This is a genomic window from Peribacillus sp. FSL P2-0133 (assembly GCF_037975445.1).
Classification (GTDB): Bacteria; Bacillota; Bacilli; order Bacillales; family DSM-1321; genus Peribacillus; species Peribacillus simplex_E.
Genome location: NZ_CP150254.1, coordinates 2,580,353 through 2,598,452, shown reverse-complemented (window position 1 = coordinate 2,598,452; position 18,100 = coordinate 2,580,353). Strand labels below are relative to the sequence as shown.

Below are 18,100 nucleotides of genomic sequence, written 5' to 3'. Positions count from 1 at the left end.
GTTAAATGGGTTTTATTTTAGTTTCCACTTTCTTCAATTATTTTATTCGAAAAGGAAATGGTGACAGTTTTTATAACCAATGATTTTTCAATCTATTCCCATTTCATTTAACGAGGAACATTAACATTGTAAATGGTTAATTTGTAATTAAATTGCAAATGCTAGGATAACTAGCTTTAGATTAGAGGTGACAGCATTGTTTAACCGTAGAAAGTTCAAAAAAAAAAACATACAACATAATGTTAAAAATGACGAATTAAATAAAGCTTCGGATGTAAGGGGCCTATTCAATTCCCTTTCTTCATCCAATGATTTCATAAACCATCAAGGAACATATAATGGCGTCGGCTATTGGGTATCGTTTTATCGCACTTTAATTGATGCACAGGAACTTCACGAAAGTGTTCTTTCTGTCATACCAACTCTGGAAACGATAAATTTGGAGCAAATTAAAGAGAACGTTCCTATTGAAAATACACTGATTACCAGTACCAAGGTTGTAATCGAAGAAAGGATCATGAGAGGCCAAATTGCCATTCGTTTAGATGGAAATCTTGATGAATGCCTATTAATCAATGTTGCGGCCCAACGAGACAGGCAAGTTAATAAACCTGAACTTGAATTTGGAATCATAAGTGCTCAAGAAGCTTTTGTCGAGGATATTGATATCAATCTGAATCTTGTTAGAAAAAGGCTGCCTATCCCTGGATTGCAAGTAAGTGAAATGACTGTAGGATCCTTGTCTAAAACGAAAGTGGCAGTGTTATCAATAGAAGGGATCGTTAATCAGGAAAATGTTGATAATGTTATCCAAAGGATCAATGACGTAGAATTTGATGAAATATTGGACGGGTCACATCTTGCGCAAATGCTATATGATAATTCAAATACCTTATTTCCCCTTTTCCTAAATACGGAAAGGCCAGATCGCGTCGCAGGTGCATTGGCTGAAGGTAAAGTAGCCTTGTTAATCGATAGGTCGTCCTCTGTACTTATTACTCCAACCATATTGTTGGAATACTTTATCACCATGGAAGATTATAATATGCCTTGGATTCCGGCATCTGCTTTCCGTTTATTAAGGATATTCGCGGTCGCTTTTTCCATATTTGCAACTCCCATTTATGTAGCCGTGCTGACCTATCATTATGAACTGATTCCAAAAGACCTTTTGGAAACGATCGTCACTTCAAGGAACTTAATACCTTTTCAGCCTTTGATCGAAGCATTATTCTTGGAGATCTCCATTGAGTTATTACGGGAAGCGGCTGCCAGGCTGCCAACTAAGGTAGGCCAGACATTAGGTATCGTCGGCGGTATCGTAATCGGTCAAGCAGCGGTTGTAGCTGGTCTGACCAGTAATATCTTATTGATCATCGTTGCCCTCTCGGCATTGGCATCATTTGTTACTCCTATTTATAAAATGGGGAATGCCATTCGGTTACTGCGATTCCCCTTTTTAGTGGGGGCCCAAATTTGGGGGGGACTTGGCATTATCATAACGGCCGTGTTTTTGATGACCCACCTTATCAAATTAACGTCAATGGGACATCCGTACCTTGAACCCATATATCCATTTCGCATCCAAGATTGGAAAGATACCTTTGTTCGGCTTCCTTATAATCTTTTTAAATCCAGACCTAAAAATTTACATCCTGATGATATGTACAGACAGCCAAAGCCAAAAAAAGCGAAAATCAAAAAAAATGATTTTAATGAATGATTTAAATGAGGGTCCTATATGAACAAAGTAAAAGTTAATGAAAAGTATAAGGTATCACCGTTCTATGTGTTTTTTTTGGTGCATTCCGTGCAAACGGGAGTAGGCGTTTTAAGTTTTCAAAGAGTTTTAGCAAAGTCGGCGGGAACGGATGGCTGGATTTCGATACTACTTGCCGGACTGATCGTTCATATATTGATCTGGATCATATATAAAATATTAAGTATCGTCCCAGGTGATATCATTTCTGCCAATAATCATGCATTCGGAAAATGGATTGGGAATTTTTTCAGTCTATTATTCATTCTTTACTTTTTGATCCTTGGGATGGATATGATTATCAGCTATATAAATATCATACATGTATGGATGTTTGAAGAGGTAGCTTCTTGGGCGTTTACAGTGGTTTTATTGCTTCTGATTTATTATATAAATACGGGAGGCTTCCGTACAATTACGGGAATTGCCTTTTTAAGCGTCATTTTGTCTTACTGGATTTTCTTTGTCCTATTCTATGTCATGAAATACTCTGAATTCACCAATTTGCTCCCTATATTCGACCACAATCTATTGGATATACTGAAGGGAACCAGAAGTACTTCCTTAACTTTTCTTGGTTTTGAAATGATCCTGATGTTTTATCCGTTCATCGAAGATGCTAAAACTTCACAAAAATATGCTCATGGAGGGGCCTTAACAACAACCTTATTAACCGTTTTCATTTATTTAGTTTCACTGATTTTTTATTCACAAAAACAGTTGGAACTGACTATCTGGCCGACACTTACAATGACCAGCATTGTCGAATTGCCCTTTATTCAGCGATTTGAATATATACAAGTTTCTTGGTGGGCCATTTTTGTCATACCCAACATGACCATCTGCTTGTGGGCTGCCAGCAGGGGTATCAAGCGCATATTCAATGTTCAGCAAAAGTATCCATTATGGGCGATGTCCATTATTATCCTGTTCACTAATATATTTGTTTTTGATAATGATTCCTTATATATATTGAATAAAATAATCAATCCATACGCCGTGCTCTTCCTTGCATTATATTTGCCTCTTCTTTTAGCCATCATTTATATAAAGAAAAGGAGGATACGTTTATGAGAAAATTCTTTCTTGTCATCTTGGCTTTTTCCCTCCTTTGCAGCTGTGCCCAGCCAAGAGTGGTTGATGAAGTCAATATGTCCCAAGCCATTGGTTACGATATACGAAAGGATAAAATAATCGAAGGAATGTTCGTCATCCCTATCTTCCAACAGGACAAGATGGGTATGTATCAAACCTTAACTGGAACATCGACGACAACGAGTGATGTTCAGGCTATCGTATCCAAAAAAGCGGATAAGCCGGTGATGCTTGGACAGACACGCATCTTTTTATTTAGCGAGAAAATCGTACATGAAATAGGAATAACAGAACTGACCGATTATCTCTACCGTGAGCCTCAACTTGGAAACAGGGTCTTTTTGGCCATCGTTGAAGGAAAGGTCAAGGATTTGTTAAATACGAAACCACCAAATACGAATGTAAATATTGGAATCTTTTTATCGGACTTAATCAATCAACAAATTGAAACAGGGAATGGACCGGATACAAACCTCCATCTTTTTTTAAGAAACTCCATGGAAGATGGCGGAGATTCGTTTCTTCCTTTATTTAAAATAATTAATAAAGAAGTTGCAGTTTCAGGAGTGGCCTTGTTTCATGAAAATAAAATGGTCAGTAAAGTTCGAACGGAAGATATGTTCATTTTCAAGACATTAGTTCAATTTCATAAAGAGGGAATTTACAAGTTCAAATTAAAAGACAAGCAGAAAAGTGATATCGTAGTGGAAAGTATCCGAAGTGGTTCAAATTATGAGGTATCCAACTCCGAGCGAAATCCGTCCATTACGATTAAGCTCAAAATTAAAGGACAAATTAAAGAATCAATGCGAAGGGACAATCTTACCAATAAAAAGTTGATAAAAGTAATTGAAAAGGAAATGGAAGCTTCTTTAAATAGGCAGGCAAACCGTCTTATTAAAGATTTTCAAAAAAAAAACATTGACCCGATTGGCTTGAAGGCCAAATATCACGCCAAAAATAAAAGAATGACCTATGAACAATGGAGAAAGATCTATCCCATGATGGACATTAAAATAGAAACCAAAGTTGACATTCTCCAAACCGGGGTCTCTGAATAATAAATTTTCAGGAATACTTTTCGATAAGGAGCTGACTTTATGAAAAAAAACATGAAATCAGTCATTACTACTTCAGTATTAGGTATAAGTTTAATCACAGGAATCTCTTTTGCTTCCGCAGGTAACGATAAAAATGAATTGAACTCAGATAAAGTGACCTTCTTTGGCTCCACATCTTCTGCGATTTCCAGTTCAGTTGCTGTACCTCAAAGTTATAACCGGTTATTGTTTAGCGGAACAGTCCCTCCTCTTTTAAACAAGGATGGAAAAACCACTTATGAGAGATATGGCAATACAGAAGAGCAGGCAATCGGAATCTTAGAAAATTTAAAAGCAGATTTGAAAACTAAAGGACTATCCCTCGCTGATGTAACCTATTTGCGTGTGTATGTCGCACCAGATCCAAACAAAGGAGATAAACCAGATTATCAAGGTTGGTTTGATGCCTATGCTCTGTTCTTTAATACAAAGGAAAATCCAGTAAAAACAGCTCGTTCTACAGTAGGGGTGCAAAGTCTGGTTTCGCCGGATTATCTTATTGAGATTGAAGCAGAGGTAGCCTATAAAAATAACAGCAAGTCAAAAAAATAAACGATAAGTGTGAATGGTCCTGTTTCATTATCGGTATTCCAGGCTTAGTTATCATTCTTATCATTGCACTCCGGAAAAATTTTGAATACAAAAAGAGACAGGAAATTATACCTGTCTCTCGTTGCATTTAATCAATCATGAAAATTCATTCCATCCGTCACTTCTTTAACAATGCCCGCATTGATGACAAAGTCTCCGAAATGCTCTCCTTGCTGACGTTCTTTTGCATATCGGGAAAGAAGTACACGCAATTCTTTTAATATCTCTTCTTCACCGATGTTTTCACGGTACATTTTGCTTAATCGGCTTCCGTCGAAGGCAGCACCGAGATACATATTATATTTGCCAGGTGCCTTACCGATAAAACCAATTTCCCCGAGTGCATGCCGGGCACAGCCATTCGGGCAACCGGTCATGCGAATCGTGATTTCTTCGTTCCTTAGGCCGTTTTCATCAACGATCTCCTCGACTTTATCAAGCAGAACCGGCAAATAACGCTCTGCTTCGGCCATTGCCAACCCGCATGTTGGAAGCGCCACGCATGCAATCGAGCTGCGTCGGAGTGCTGAATGATGTGCACCATCCGTCAAACCGTATGTTTCAAGCAATTCTATGATCTTTTTCTTTTGCTGACTTGACACATCTGCAATGATTAGGTTTTGATTGGCCGTCAAACGGAAATCACCCGAATGGATCTTTGCGATTTCACGCAAACCGGTCATCAGCTTGTAATCATTGATATCGGCAATTCGGCCACCCTCGACAAATAGTGTAAAATGCCATTTTCCTTGCATGCCTTTTACCCATCCATAGCGGTCACCATTATTATCAAAATGATAAGTTCTCGCTTCCTCCAGCTTCCATTCTAGACGATTTTCCAATTCAGCCTTTACCGCTTCGAGCCCAATCCTGTCTACCGTATACTTGAACCGTGCATTTTTCCTTACGGAGCGGTTTCCATAATCACGCTGAATCGTAATGACTTTTTCAGCCACATCCAGTATTTGATCAGGGTTGCAAAAGCCGATTATTTTGGCTAGTTGAGGATATGTCGCCTTGTCACCATGGGTCATTCCCATACCGCCGCCGATCGCCACATTAAAACCAACGAGTTTTCCATTTTCAACAATTGCTATGAAGCCAAGATCCTGGGAGTAGACATCAATGTCATTGGATGGAGGGACCGCAATGCCTATTTTAAACTTCCTTGGCAAATAAAGCTTACCATACATTGGTTCGACTTCCTCCACTTCAGGAGTACCAACCACTTTTTCTTCATCCAGCCAGATTTCATGGTACGCCCTTGTACGTGGCAAAAGATAATCACTCAATTTTTTCGACCATTCATATACTTCGGAATGAATTTCGGATTGAAATGGAATCGAATTGCACATTACGTTCCGGTTTACATCACCGCATGCAGCGATGGTATCCAGCATGGAAGCATGGATTTCCTGAATGGTTTTTTTCATATTCCATTTTAAAATGCCATGCATTTGAAACGTCTGTCTTGTTGTCAATTTCAAGGTTCCGTTTCCATATTTCTGAGCAAGGTCATCCATAACAAGCCATTGAGAAGGCTGTGCCACCCCGCCGGGCATGCGGACACGCAACATAAACTGATAGGCAGGCTCCAGTTTTTGTTTCTGACGCTCATTGCGTAGATCCCGGTCATCCTGCAAATAACTGCCGTGATGTTTCATTAGTCGATTGTCATCATCCGGAATACCGGCACTAATCCGATCCTGCATCACTTTTCCAAGTGTACCTCGCAAATAATCGCTTTTGTCTTTAATTTGCTCAACATCACTAGGCGGTCCTTCTGGTGCTTTCAATAGTGCTTTCAATAGTGGGTTCACCATGTTGTTATCTCCTTTTCCTCCAAATTTTCAGTACACATCACGTTGATAGCGTTTATTTTGTTGCAATTCTTCAAGATAAGCTTGCGCATCAGCATGGCTCATATTGCCTTCTTTTTCAATGATCTCAATAAGCGTATTATGGACGTCATGTGCCATGTTTTTCTCGTCACCGCAAATGTATACAGCTGCCCCTTCTTGAAGCCATTCGTATAATTCCCCGCTGTGCTCGCGCATACGGTTTTGAACATACACTTTTTCATCAGTATCACGTGAAAAGGCAACATCCATTTTCGTAAGTACGCCTGTTTCCAACCACTTTTGCCATTCAGTCTGATAAAGGAAATCCGTCACGAAATGCTGATCGCCGAAAAAGAGCCACGTTTTCCCTTTCGCTTCCGATTCTTCGCGATACTGGATAAAGGATCTGAACGGAGCTATGCCCGTTCCCGGTCCAACCATGATTATTGGAGTGTCTGGGTTCTTCGGCTGCTTGAAATTCTGGTTATGCTGAATGTAAATAGGCAGCATGTCCCCAGGCTGTAATTGGTCTGCACATAAAATGGAGCAGACACCTTTTCTTTCTCGTCCGTGACTTTCATACCGGACAGCTCCGATTGTCAAATGCACTTCATCCGGATATGCGGATAAGCTACTCGCAATCGAATATAGACGGGCTGGAATTTTCCGGAGAATTGATACGAATTCTTGCGCCGATTCGCCCCATGAGCCAAAATCACGGACAAAATCAAGCAAATCACGGCCTTCACGATATTCTTTTAATCTATCTTCATTACCAGGCACTAAAAGCTCCTTTAAATCCTCGTTATCTGAAAGCTGGGCCACTTGTTCAATGAGGGACTTTGTCAAAACCGTAATTTCAAAATCGGAGATGAGCGATTCCCTAAGCTGACGAACTTCTCCCTGCTTATTGATCTTCACGGTTTCTTCTGGGTCCCAATTGAGTTCCTTAAGAAGCATATCCACTAAATCTGAATCATTTTTCGGATATATACCAAGGCTGTCTCCAGGTTCGAATGTAAGACCAGAGCCCTCAAGAGATAACTCGAGATGATGTGTCTCTTTATTGGAGCCACGACCGTTCAAGTTTATATTTTCAAGCACTTCCGCTTTAAACGGATTTGTTCTCGAATACGTTTGTTCACCTACTGAAGCCATCGTTGCGGGAACTGCAGCAACAGAACTGCCTTGCCCTTCATTTAAACTAGAAATGACTCCTGCCAGCCATTCGGAAGCAGGCTCATCATAATCAAGGTCACAGTCCATCCGCGGAAATAACCGTGTCCCTCCTAGTTCCTCCAAGCGTTTATCGAATTGTTTTCCAGTTTCACAGAAAAACTCATATGAGCTGTCCCCAAGCGCCAATACTGAAAAGCGGAGTCCTTCAAGGCTTGGTGCCCTCCTGCCATGAAGGTACTCATGGAAAGACAATGTATTATCCGGCGGATCACCTTCTCCATGCGTGCTAACGGAAATGAGGAGATTTTGGACCTTTTTCAAATTGTTGAATTTAAAGTCACTCATGGATGAAATGGTAACCTGAAAGCCATTACCCTCAAGCTTACTCGCCGCATTTTCTGCCAGTCCTTGAGCATTGCCCGACTGTGAACCATAAAGTATGGTCACCTCTTTTGATACTGTCTTTACGCTGCTTTGAGCTTCCAATACCGGAGCGTCGGCTGAACTCATATTCGAAACTGACAAAGATGCAGTCAGATAACCGCTCAACCAAACTTTTTGTGTTTCTGTCAAGTTAGGCAGGAGGCTGTTAAGGCGCTCTGCCTGCTCATGATTAAAGGGACTGTTACTTACCTGAAGTTGCACGATTTCCACCTCACAAAGGGATATTAACTTATCTTAGTTGACTATTAGGTATAACGAGTAGGTTAAACATTTTTATTTCCATCCATAAAATAATTAACTCGTTTACTCCTATAGACGAAGTCGGTTTTAACTCCAAAAAAAATTGAAAATACAGGCATATAGGTTCATAGCACTCTACAAATAAAAAATAAGGTTATAAAGGACGTTAACCTTCCCCAGCTTATACTCTTCCTAAAATAAGTTTCTCATTAAAACTTTACTGGAAGGCACATCATTAGTAAAATATATATAATTTATTGTAACTATTAAGAATATTAATAATAAGGAGAAATTTCTATGTACTATGATGCTCTAAAAACATTTGTGACCCTTGTGGAAGTCAAGAATTTTACAAAAACAGCAGAAATGCTTCTTATGTCGCAACCCAGTGTTAGTTTGCATATAAAAAAATTAGAAGAAGAGTTCCAAACCAAATTATTTCTCCGTTCTCCTAAATTCCTAAAAGTCACCTTAACGGGAGAAATTCTTTACGACCGGGCCAAGCAAATGATCACAATCTATGAACAGACCAGACAAGACATTCAGGAACACGATAGGTCCATCAAGGGCGAATTGAAGATAGGAGCAAGTTTTACAATTGGAGAGTATATCCTTCCTTCTTTACTCATCGACCTTCAAGAGGAATATCCTGAACTTGAACTTCAAGTCGTAATCGGAAACACGGAAGAAATCGTTCAAGCCGTTCGGCTATACAAAGTGGATATTGGTTTAATCGAAGGTCAAACTAATGAAAAAGAGCTTTCAGTTCACCCATTCATGCAAGATGAGCTATTCATTGTGTCTTCCAACAATCATGAACTCGCTAATAAAGACGAAGTCGAGATTACTGATTTACATGACCAAGCATGGGTAACAAGGGAAGTTGGATCTGGAACACGTGAATACCTTAATCACGTCATACGTTCAAATGGATTGAAAATTAAATCGATACTCACGATAAGCAGTAATCAAGGGATTAAAGAAACACTTATAAAAAACGGCTTAGGACTGGCCCTTCTTTCCCAAAGTGTAATTGAAAGGGATGTACAAAATAAAATCCTTTCTATTATTCAGGTGAAAAAAGAATCCTTTAACAGAACACTTTCGTACGTCTATTCCCCAATTATGGAAGATAAAAAGAATGTCAAAACTTTCATAACTGAATTAAACAAAAAATGGCCTTTGAAAGCAAAGCCGATAGGATGATCATTTGGGAGGACTATGTTCTAAAATCGATTAATTGGAGCTTATTTATTTTGGGAAAGCCCCTTTTTTTGAAACTCTATTATATCGCTAGGAAAGGTATAACACATTAACTTATAAACAATTGGGTATACGAATAAATAGAGGATTCTTCATAGATTGATTTTTGTTTTCCTTGTATGGATAAAAAATAATATCATTTTTTTATGGGAGCGGGTTTTATGAATATTGAGATTAAAGAAGCAGCGATTGAACAACTAAAAAAAGTGGATTATAAAGAGAATGAAGGTGTTCGTATCGAAGCCATTTTTGTTGGAAGCTGTTCGATTTATGTGGAGCACGAATTGAAAATTGATAACAAGAATGAAGATGATGAGAGCTTCATAATTGATGGGGTTCCCCTATTAATATCAAGTGAGTCCAAAAAGCATCTTCCAGATAAAGTCTTTCTTAACTACAGTGATGGACTTGGATACAAATTATATTCAGACGAAGAAACATTGAGATATAATCTCCAGTTGAATAGAGTGAATTTTTAAAAATGAACATAGTAAAATGCCCTTCTGTTTCAGTTGGGCTTTTTGTGCTTATACTCAGGGAATTTATCATCGGCACTTACCTAAAGGGATTTTTATTTTCCCATGGGATAGCACTGCATTACCATTAGGCAACTGATTTTCGAGTAATTTATTTCCCTACTAGTAATAATCACAATCATTAAATTAAATTACCACCAAATAAAAAAATGACCAATTGTTCATTTTAATCCCTTATTTAGGGTCTAATATATTGTTATTCTATTATTTAGATAATTTTTCAGCACATCCAAAATCTAAAACGAGTATTGTCTAATAGGCTTCCCCAAAAAAGTTGCTTCAGTAACCTCCCTTATTGAAGCAACCTTTTGAATAACCAAATCTGCCCCGATAGTTGCATAAAGAAAAAGCTGCCTTAAAGACAGCTCCGATCTTCAGCCTGTTAGTTCTATAAGAAAAGCGAATCTTATTCAAGAATCGCGCCCGATAACTGAAGAACGAATATAAAACCTTGGTACCAAATGGCCTTGTCATTTATTTATGATACGGTTCACCGCACCTATTCAAGCAGTGATTTTTTAAAAACTGTCAGCCTTTTAATTTTACACTTCTACTTTATATCGACGCTGCTGATGAAGCAGCTGCTTGATCAGCCTTCACACAATCAATTGCAACAACGAGTGCAATAATAATGGTTTCCATCTCGTCATCTATTATTTGAACCTTGTAGCTATCGCCCCAAGTGAACCACTCCTTTCCCACTTTACCTACGATTTTACCATGCTGTAAAACTTGAAAATCCATATCCCACCAATTACCATGTACTTCAATGCCTGCCGCATCAATTGTATATCGTGCTTTTAAGAAGGAAAATTCCTTCTTTATTGTTAATACCTCCCGACCATTCACCTCAACCAAAAACTTTGGTAAAAAGCTGAACACCTTTTTCGTAATGAGTGCTACTTCATCTCTTGCTGTATTCATAATGGAGAAAGTCTTTGGAACTTGCATAAAACTTCCCTCCACATAATATATATCCTTCTCATGCTGATCCTTTACTGTAAATTTCCCGCTAAGACTGAATACCTTCTGCTTTATATAAAGCTGCCTCATACTTATGCCTCCCAACCTTAAGTCTTTTATATTACTTACGTTTGAAATGGGCATTGGTTCCAATCTTATGCATTAAATTGCAAATAATAGCCCCACTTTCGGGTTGTGTCTATATTTGCTTAAATCTTTCTCCTATTTTTGTTTTATCACAAGAACTCTATACTACATATGTAAAACCTTATATTCAAGCGACTAATTTACCTTACTTATATGTAGATGCAAATGAGATTTTTGGGGGGAATATTTTAGATGCAATTTTAAAAATCTATCAAAGTATTGAGCAAAAGCCCCAATACTATGAAATCGAAATAACCATGCAACTAACATTAATTTGGAAAAACTTAATCGATAATGGTTTTAAACTAGAATATGTCCAGACAGAAGTATTAAAGAGTCAAAGAATGAAGGAAATGTTAAGTTGGATACATCAGCATTATGCAGAAAAAATTATGTTAGAAGATATTGCGAGGGCTGGTCAGCTGAGCCGTTCTGAATGCTGTCGTTATTTCAAGCGGTTTTTAAAATGTACTCCATTAAATTATGTTATGGATTATCGTATTCAAAGGAGCTTATATCTACTGCAGCAAGGTGATTCTACTATTACTGAGGTTGCCTATCAAGTTGGTTTTAATAGTACAAGCTATTTTATTAAAGAATTCAGAAATTCCATGAACATGACTCCCTTAGCATACAAAAAAAATAAAATGTATAATGACTAAGCGACACGGACAGAATGTAGAAACGTCACATTTATTTGAAATGGTCAACAAACAAAATAAACTCACCATTCGGGAATTAAAATATTTATTCCATCATTTTTCTCATATTCTGTATCTCTAGATTAATAAAAGTGAAAGACGATAAACCTCATGGCTCCCAAGGGGTTTATTTTGGTGTAACTTCCTCTAATGGAGATGTGATTTATTTAAAAAATAATTTAATCGATAAGAGAGAATTGCTATGACTATTTTTGTGGAGTTGGTATGACATGAAGATGACCTCACTATATGAACAGGGAAAGATTTATGTTGCCTAATATTGTGAGGGATGTTTCCCGCCTGTGAAAAATAACGTGGCAAAGCTTCCAACATTTCGCTATTTTCCTTGGGACGTAAAGGTAGCCAAACAAAATAAAACCCCCGCACCAACTTTTCAGGCTGATACAAGGGCAATAGTCACGTTTTATTGATTAAACGAATTTGTTTGGGTGCAAAAAGAGTCTTTAGCCTTTACAAATCAATCCCAGGTCTTTTTTTTCATTCATTTAGTGAATTAATCAAAAAAGATTAAATGCATATCACTGTTAGTCCTTGATTTCGCAAAAAATTCCGCTTCATTTCCTCCATCAACAAAGTTACCAATACCCCGGAAAATACCACATTCGCCTCGATCTAAATATCTTACCCCTACATAATCATTATAACTGTCAGGATCATACTCCCATAATTCAACTTTTAACTTACCAGCTGGACCCACGTAAGAATCCCGACAAATCTTATAATCACCACCAGTAGAGGCAAACACATCACTTTCAGCACCATTAGAATAAAGAGATTGTTCTCCTAAATAATCCCAGCCACTTGCAAATGTAGAAGAAGGGAACAACAACGCAGCGACCAATGCCACAGCACTCATTTTAAACATTTTCATGCTCATTCCTCCTCACCCGTTTTGACTTGAAACACATTATTCTCCATATAATTTTAATCAATATTTTTTATATTATCATCTATCCAAAGATTCAATTTTTCATGAAGCGTTTTTGTAGTATCCACTACTTCATACGCTACATATGAAATTAGAGAAATAAGTGAAATGTGCTCGTCATTCAGTTTTGAAATATATTTCTGAATCATCTTTAAACTTTTAAGCCTTCCCGGATCAAGTAAACGAATTACCTCTGAATCCACCATTTGGGTAAAGACGTCCCGATTTCTAATACCAGCAATCAGCAGCATAGTTGTGGCTAAACTGACACTACAATCCATTGAATAAGCCAAGGCTGAAATTCTTTCAGGTTCCCAAGCTTTGAATCTTAAATGGAGCCTTTCCTTCTGAATGATATTCCTCTTTTGAATTACCTCTGCTTCAAGGTCTCCTCTAAAAATCGTATTATCGTTCCTGTAGTCTCTTTTGAAATACATAGACAAGCTCTCAATGCATTCCCTCGAATTAATGGCAGCCATTATTATTTTTTCCCTATATCCTTTATAGGCTGATTCAATAAAAGTCTGAAGCGGTTTTCACTCCAGCCTCACAAAAAAAGAACCTCATATGAGATTCATTAAGGTGTATCAACTAATTTATCTACTAAATTTCCATTTTCATCAAGAATGTAAAGGGATGGAGGCCAAGTTGCCCAATCTTCGGCTGCGGGAATTAAAAATACTGCACAGATAAGGATAAACGATAACCTTGATAAAATTTTCATTTACATTCCCCCTATTTAATCTTTATATAGTGTTTATTGTTTCATTTTTCCAAAGTCTACTCTTCATTTTAAAAAGAAAGCCTGAAGCGTTTTCGCTCCAAGCAATTAATGTTTCTGCGTCCATTGAAAAGACGTCTTCCCATCCGTCTTCCCTGCCTTTCATGTATGTATCTACATATAAAGTGGGTAAGAGCTGCACTTCTGAATTTCTTAATTTACGTCCAGCTAATCTTTCAACATAGGAAACTAATTTTTTTAACTTTGTACCATCTTCTAATTTTTCCAGTTCTTCGTCATAAAAAGGAAATCCCCAATTATTCATTTTTTAAGCTCCTTTGGCCTTGGCATACATTGAGTTTAATCATTTGATTTATCATTTGATTCCACTTCCTTTAAAACCTTATAAACCGTACTTCTTCCTATTCCAAACTCTTTAGCAATATCAGAAGCCCGCTCACCGCTAAAATCTTACTTCCCTTACAGCACCACCAACAAGTATCATGATTCATTCCCATTAAGTCCTCTTTAAAACTTAATTCCTCTTTTCTCTTAGGCTTGTATTTAGATTTACTCTGCTTGCTCCCCTTCTAAATTGATTGAATTTCTGAACATCTTACTAAACGTCTAGTTTTTAAACAACATTAAAACGCCTCCCCAATGGATAGACGCTTATGAAATATATTCAACGAAAGATGGAATGCTCCGCTTATCAAGACCTAAATTATAAAAAACCTGAAAAATAAAGGAGAGCACATATTAGTCATGTATAATATGTGCTCTCCTTTTATTCAATTAAAGCTCCCTATAATGGAATAACAATTGATCTTCTACTAGCTGGCTTAGTTAAAGAGACATTTGAAAATGATGACAGGTAATATCTAATCCACCTTTGAGGTAAAACCTATGAGCGTCATGTCTATGAACACCAGAATCTAAATGAGATTGTTCACAACCTTCTATTTTTGCTTGAGTTATCAACCAATCCCATAAGATTCCGGCATACCCTTGACGGCGACTAGTTTCATTTGTAATCAGATCATCTACATAAAAATAATTTCCCCACGCTAGAGATTCAGTAATCCTATATCCAGCTGCTGCTTTAACTTCATTATCTTCAATTACTGCTACTAAATTGAAACCATTATTTTTTTCTACTCGTTTGATTTTTTCTAAAAATTATCTTCTGTTAAATGTGGACGTAGTTGTTTAAAAGTGCTAAAAGTAGACATAATTTTTGAATCAGTACTCATTATTTTTACAATTGGTTGAATTTCCATGTATCTCCTTATTATTTGTTTGAATTTCCCTAAAGTAATTCGTGCTTATGACTAAATATCCTTCACAATTAGAAAATGCGGCACTTCAGTTATTGAAGTATCGCGCCCTTTTCTTGAATATCGATATTAGAAAAGGATTGTTTAAAATCTAAAAGGGATCTTCCATTAAAGCACCTGATACGAAAACAAAAAGATCTCGTTCTGAGGTCAAGTATCTAGTGAAAAAGTTGGTTCTTTTCTTTTACCTTTTGGGTACTAAGCACAAAGCTAGCGATTGCTGCAATACTACAAACATATGGGAGTAGAGAATATCCCCAAATAGATATGACATAACCTCCAATCATTGAACCAATGGTGATACCAACTAAAATTATCACTAGGATATTTCAAGAGCGCAATTAATAACTGCTTTGCATGACCTTCTATATGACTTAACCATCCATTATTACATCCTCGACAGATCGACCCGTTTATTAAAATCAAAAAGGAATGAAACGGTCCAACTTTATTTCAAAGCCACAGTTAATCAATTGATTTAATGCCATTCTGAATGGTACACAATTTCATTTTGTCACATTCAGAATTTAATGGAGAAAATGCGGATCTACAACTAATCATAATAAAAAGCCACCTTAAAAAAGCTGGCTTTACCTCTTACGTCAAATAATAAGGATTAACATAATAAGGATTAACATAATAAGGATTAACATAATAAGGATTAACATGGTAAAGGTAAGGATTAACATGATGAGGATTATCATGGTAAAGGTAAGGACTAAAATGGTAAAGGTAAACATGATGAGGATTATTACGGAAACCAAATTCATTTAGACGCCAATCACTTAATTTAAATGTCTCATTGGTAGACCATAATGTTTTTTCCAGACGGCCCATAGTCTAACACACCTTTTTTTCATATCTTATGAATGGGTAAATGTATATGATTGGGTCTTTATTTATTATTATATTCCTCATACGCTTTCTTCTGGCGCTCATTGAAAGCTTTTACCTGGTGATAGTGCTGCTCACAAAAATACCCTTCCAGCTCCCCATCGGTCCAACTATAAAGGGGTTTTAGCCATTCAACCTTTGGGAATCTTCTCTGACAATACAAACAATAATTTTCTTTACTTGTCATTGCTGTTTTCCACTTTATAATTTTTCAATACAGGGCTTTGCTTGCGGATCTGCTTTGATTGCTTCCAGGTAACGATTTACGGACTTTATATTTTCATGTGCAAAGTCCATTTCTGTTTTCGTCATGTAATCTGGGGTTTTCCCTTCATTAAGCACTTGTTCATTTAAAAGAACCCGTTAAATGCTTAAACTACTTCAATCCTACACACCCATCTACAATTAGGGGAACCTGGCGGATCACAAATCTTCACCCATCTGCAGATATCAGAATACTGCATAAGAAAATACGGATATTGGCCTACAGAATTGTACAAGTTTGAAGGATAATAAGAGTTCACAGGATAATAAAAGATTTCAGGAACGTATTGGTTTAAGGGATAGTATGAGTTTAGTTGACGTTGATTAGAAAACAAGTCAAATTCTCTTTCACACTGTATTCCAACACATTCGTGGATTCTACTGCCATCAGATGAGACAGTACCAATCTTTTTAGCAATAGCATCATTTTCCCAATGATAGGTTCCATCCCGTGCTAAATCTCGAAAGTATAAAATGTTGCCGTTATTCTCAATCGCATAGATAATTCCATCGCCACCGTAGAAGACATGCTGGAATTCGTTGAAATGATTGCCTGTTCCTTGTGCCGTCATAATAATCTGTCCTTCACCGTTATAAGCCCAGTTAGAAGTTCCGTCCCTTGCTAAATCACGGTAGTATAATAAGTCGCCGTTCTGCGCTACGGCGTAGATAATCCCATCTCCACCTGGAAAGACATGTTTGAAATTTCCCCATCCAGTTCCAATTCTCTGCCCAACACCTCCATAAGCCCAGTGATGTTCTCCATTACTTATTTCATCTCGGTAGTATAACAAGTCGCCGTTCTGCGCTACGGCGTAGATTCTTCCATTACCGTCAGAGAAGACGTGCCGGAACTCTCCCCATCCGGACCCAATTACGCCATCATAATAAATTTCTCCGAGAGAGGGAAAGAGACTGTAATCCCGGTAGTATAGCAATTCACCGTTTGGCGTAATACCATAATAGACATTATATTCTGGGTATGATGAGCTAACCCTACCACCAAAGAAAAAGCGATATGATTCCCAACCAGGACCCCTGCTCTGTCCTACACCATCATTAGCCCACCATGAACTTCCGTTTCGGGATTTATCCTGAAAATATCGCAGCACGCCATCGTTCCCAATTGCATATATAATACTTTTTTCATCACTTGTGATGAATTTGAAACCCATTTTAGAACACCTTTTTTTGAAGTTAGATTAATGTAGTAAATTCAGTTATGTTTCAATGAAAAAACTCAACATTTCTCACATTCATAAATTTATTTGGATAAATAATACACTTCTTGGATTGGTTAAATTATACATATAGTATATTTACCTGTTTGTGTTCTGGAAGTTTGTCTATAAAAAATGGCCCTTTTCTAGTCCTTCTGCAAACCTGCCGCGTTAGCAACCTATACCATGTGGTTTGAAATCCTGCGAATAAGCGAGTATTCGTGAGCATTATCTAGTAAACTGAGGGAGTTCATTAAGAAAATTTAGTTTTAGTCCACTAAAATCCTTTCATCTTTACTTGTCGGTTGAGAAGACACCCAAAAATCAACTTCATTATTAGACTTGTTAAAACATTTGGTGTGGCACCAAATGAGGAACTTCCACTCCCTTTTGCTGTTTTAAAGTAATCTCTTTACAATCTACCTCAATGGTTGCTATACCTTATAAAGATAAAGAAAAATTGGCGTGCGTGTTGATGATAATGTTTTATTTTAGATGTATTAGCAGGCATACGTTCATGAATAATACTTATGTCTTGATTTTTCACTAAATGCAACCCATCACAATTATCTCCTCATATGTAGTGTTTAGCATTGTTTTTACTTCCCCCAACTTTCTGCGAAGTTCTAACTCATTAGGATAGGTTGAAACTAACCCGTGTAGTCTATCCCTTTTAAATGATCCACTTTTTCAATCTGCCCACATCTTATCAAAAACGGTCCTACCTCTTTCGTTCCCACTAAAGCAATCTTATACCTTGTGGTTTGAAATCCTGCGAATAGGCGAGTATTCGTGAGCATTATCTATTAAACTGAGGGATTTCAATAAGAACGTAATAATTTAATAAAAACAGCCA

General features: G+C 37.3%; 15 protein-coding genes and 3 pseudogenes. 7 read left to right on the top strand and 11 right to left on the bottom strand.

The features are described from left to right. Nucleotides 1-196: 196 nt before the first annotated feature. From MKY17_RS12445 to MKY17_RS12430, 4 genes are read left to right on the top strand one after another with little or no spacing between them, the layout of a single operon-like run. On the top strand, nucleotides 197-1,723 hold the full coding sequence (locus MKY17_RS12445; protein ID WP_286177086.1) for a spore germination protein: 1,527 nt from the start codon (nucleotides 197-199) through the stop codon (nucleotides 1,721-1,723). An 18-nt stretch (nucleotides 1,724-1,741) separates the two neighbouring features. Continuing rightward, on the top strand, nucleotides 1,742-2,833 hold the full coding sequence (locus MKY17_RS12440) for a GerAB/ArcD/ProY family transporter (RefSeq protein WP_098371964.1): 1,092 nt from the start codon (nucleotides 1,742-1,744) through the stop codon (nucleotides 2,831-2,833). Further along, a complete protein-coding gene (locus MKY17_RS12435) occupies nucleotides 2,830-3,915 on the top strand; it encodes a Ger(x)C family spore germination protein (RefSeq protein ID WP_098371963.1) in 1,086 nt (361 codons plus the stop codon). The genes MKY17_RS12440 and MKY17_RS12435 overlap by 4 nt, the downstream gene beginning before the upstream one ends. A 39-nt stretch (nucleotides 3,916-3,954) precedes the next feature. Further along, entirely contained in the window at nucleotides 3,955-4,506 is a 552-nt protein-coding gene (locus tag MKY17_RS12430; protein ID WP_098371962.1) for a Rid family hydrolase, read from the top strand. Between the two features lie 131 nt (nucleotides 4,507-4,637). On the opposite strand, the gene cysI is transcribed toward MKY17_RS12430, so the two are convergent. Continuing rightward, entirely contained in the window at nucleotides 4,638-6,368 is a 1,731-nt protein-coding gene (gene cysI, locus MKY17_RS12425) for an assimilatory sulfite reductase (NADPH) hemoprotein subunit (RefSeq protein WP_144528144.1), read from the bottom strand. Between the two features lie 27 nt (nucleotides 6,369-6,395). Beyond that, nucleotides 6,396-8,210 carry an assimilatory sulfite reductase (NADPH) flavoprotein subunit gene (locus MKY17_RS12420; protein ID WP_339202001.1) on the bottom strand — a complete coding sequence of 605 codons (1,815 nt, stop codon included), beginning with the start codon at nucleotides 8,208-8,210 and terminating at the stop codon, nucleotides 6,396-6,398. A 336-nt stretch (nucleotides 8,211-8,546) separates the two neighbouring features. Between MKY17_RS12420 and MKY17_RS12415 the strand changes: the two genes are divergently transcribed. Together MKY17_RS12415 and MKY17_RS12410 are read left to right on the top strand one after the other, a co-directional pair. After that, entirely contained in the window at nucleotides 8,547-9,455 is a 909-nt protein-coding gene (locus MKY17_RS12415) for a LysR family transcriptional regulator (protein ID WP_339201998.1), read from the top strand. A gap of 218 nt (nucleotides 9,456-9,673) precedes the next feature. After that, the gene (locus MKY17_RS12410; protein WP_098371958.1) at nucleotides 9,674-9,991 is read left to right on the top strand and encodes an iron-sulfur cluster biosynthesis family protein; all 318 of its coding nucleotides are present in this window, start codon (nucleotides 9,674-9,676) and stop codon (nucleotides 9,989-9,991) included. 612 nt (nucleotides 9,992-10,603) lie between these two features. On the opposite strand, the gene MKY17_RS12405 is transcribed toward MKY17_RS12410, so the two are convergent. Beyond that, nucleotides 10,604-11,101, bottom strand: coding sequence for an LURP-one-related family protein (locus MKY17_RS12405; protein ID WP_098371957.1), 498 nt, complete (start codon nucleotides 11,099-11,101; stop codon nucleotides 10,604-10,606). 98 nt (nucleotides 11,102-11,199) lie between these two features. Between MKY17_RS12405 and MKY17_RS12400 the strand changes: the two are divergent. Beyond that, nucleotides 11,200-11,820 (top strand): annotated as a pseudogene (locus tag MKY17_RS12400) (AraC family transcriptional regulator); the annotation flags it as partial. 553 nt (nucleotides 11,821-12,373) lie between these two features. Here MKY17_RS12400 and MKY17_RS12395 read toward each other — a convergent pair. The 8 genes and pseudogenes from MKY17_RS12395 to MKY17_RS12360 all read right to left on the bottom strand — a co-directional run bounded on the left by MKY17_RS12395 (nucleotide 12,374) and on the right by MKY17_RS12360 (nucleotide 17,800). Continuing rightward, nucleotides 12,374-12,751 (bottom strand): hypothetical protein, encoded by a 378-nt coding sequence (locus tag MKY17_RS12395; protein WP_098371956.1) that lies wholly within the window; start codon nucleotides 12,749-12,751, stop codon nucleotides 12,374-12,376. Between the two features lie 53 nt (nucleotides 12,752-12,804). Continuing rightward, nucleotides 12,805-13,287, bottom strand: coding sequence for a hypothetical protein (locus MKY17_RS12390; RefSeq protein WP_098371955.1), 483 nt, complete (start codon nucleotides 13,285-13,287; stop codon nucleotides 12,805-12,807). A 98-nt stretch (nucleotides 13,288-13,385) separates the two neighbouring features. Further along, nucleotides 13,386-13,532: a hypothetical protein gene (locus MKY17_RS12385; RefSeq protein WP_179891085.1), complete on the bottom strand. Its 147-nt coding sequence runs from the start codon at nucleotides 13,530-13,532 to the stop codon at nucleotides 13,386-13,388. Between the two features lie 22 nt (nucleotides 13,533-13,554). After that, nucleotides 13,555-13,854, bottom strand: coding sequence for a hypothetical protein (locus tag MKY17_RS12380; protein ID WP_098371954.1), 300 nt, complete (start codon nucleotides 13,852-13,854; stop codon nucleotides 13,555-13,557). A gap of 35 nt (nucleotides 13,855-13,889) precedes the next feature. Then, a pseudogene (locus tag MKY17_RS12375) lies at nucleotides 13,890-13,982 on the bottom strand (helix-turn-helix domain-containing protein); the annotation flags it as partial. 1,779 nt (nucleotides 13,983-15,761) lie between these two features. Beyond that, entirely contained in the window at nucleotides 15,762-15,947 is a 186-nt protein-coding gene (locus MKY17_RS12370) for a hypothetical protein (RefSeq protein ID WP_098371951.1), read from the bottom strand. Nucleotides 15,948-16,131: 184 nt separating this feature from the next. Beyond that, nucleotides 16,132-17,199: a tachylectin-related carbohydrate-binding protein gene (locus MKY17_RS12365; protein WP_098371950.1), complete on the bottom strand. Its 1,068-nt coding sequence runs from the start codon at nucleotides 17,197-17,199 to the stop codon at nucleotides 16,132-16,134. 314 nt (nucleotides 17,200-17,513) lie between these two features. After that, nucleotides 17,514-17,800: pseudogene (locus tag MKY17_RS12360) on the bottom strand (cupin domain-containing protein). Nucleotides 17,801-18,100: the final 300 nt, after the last annotated feature.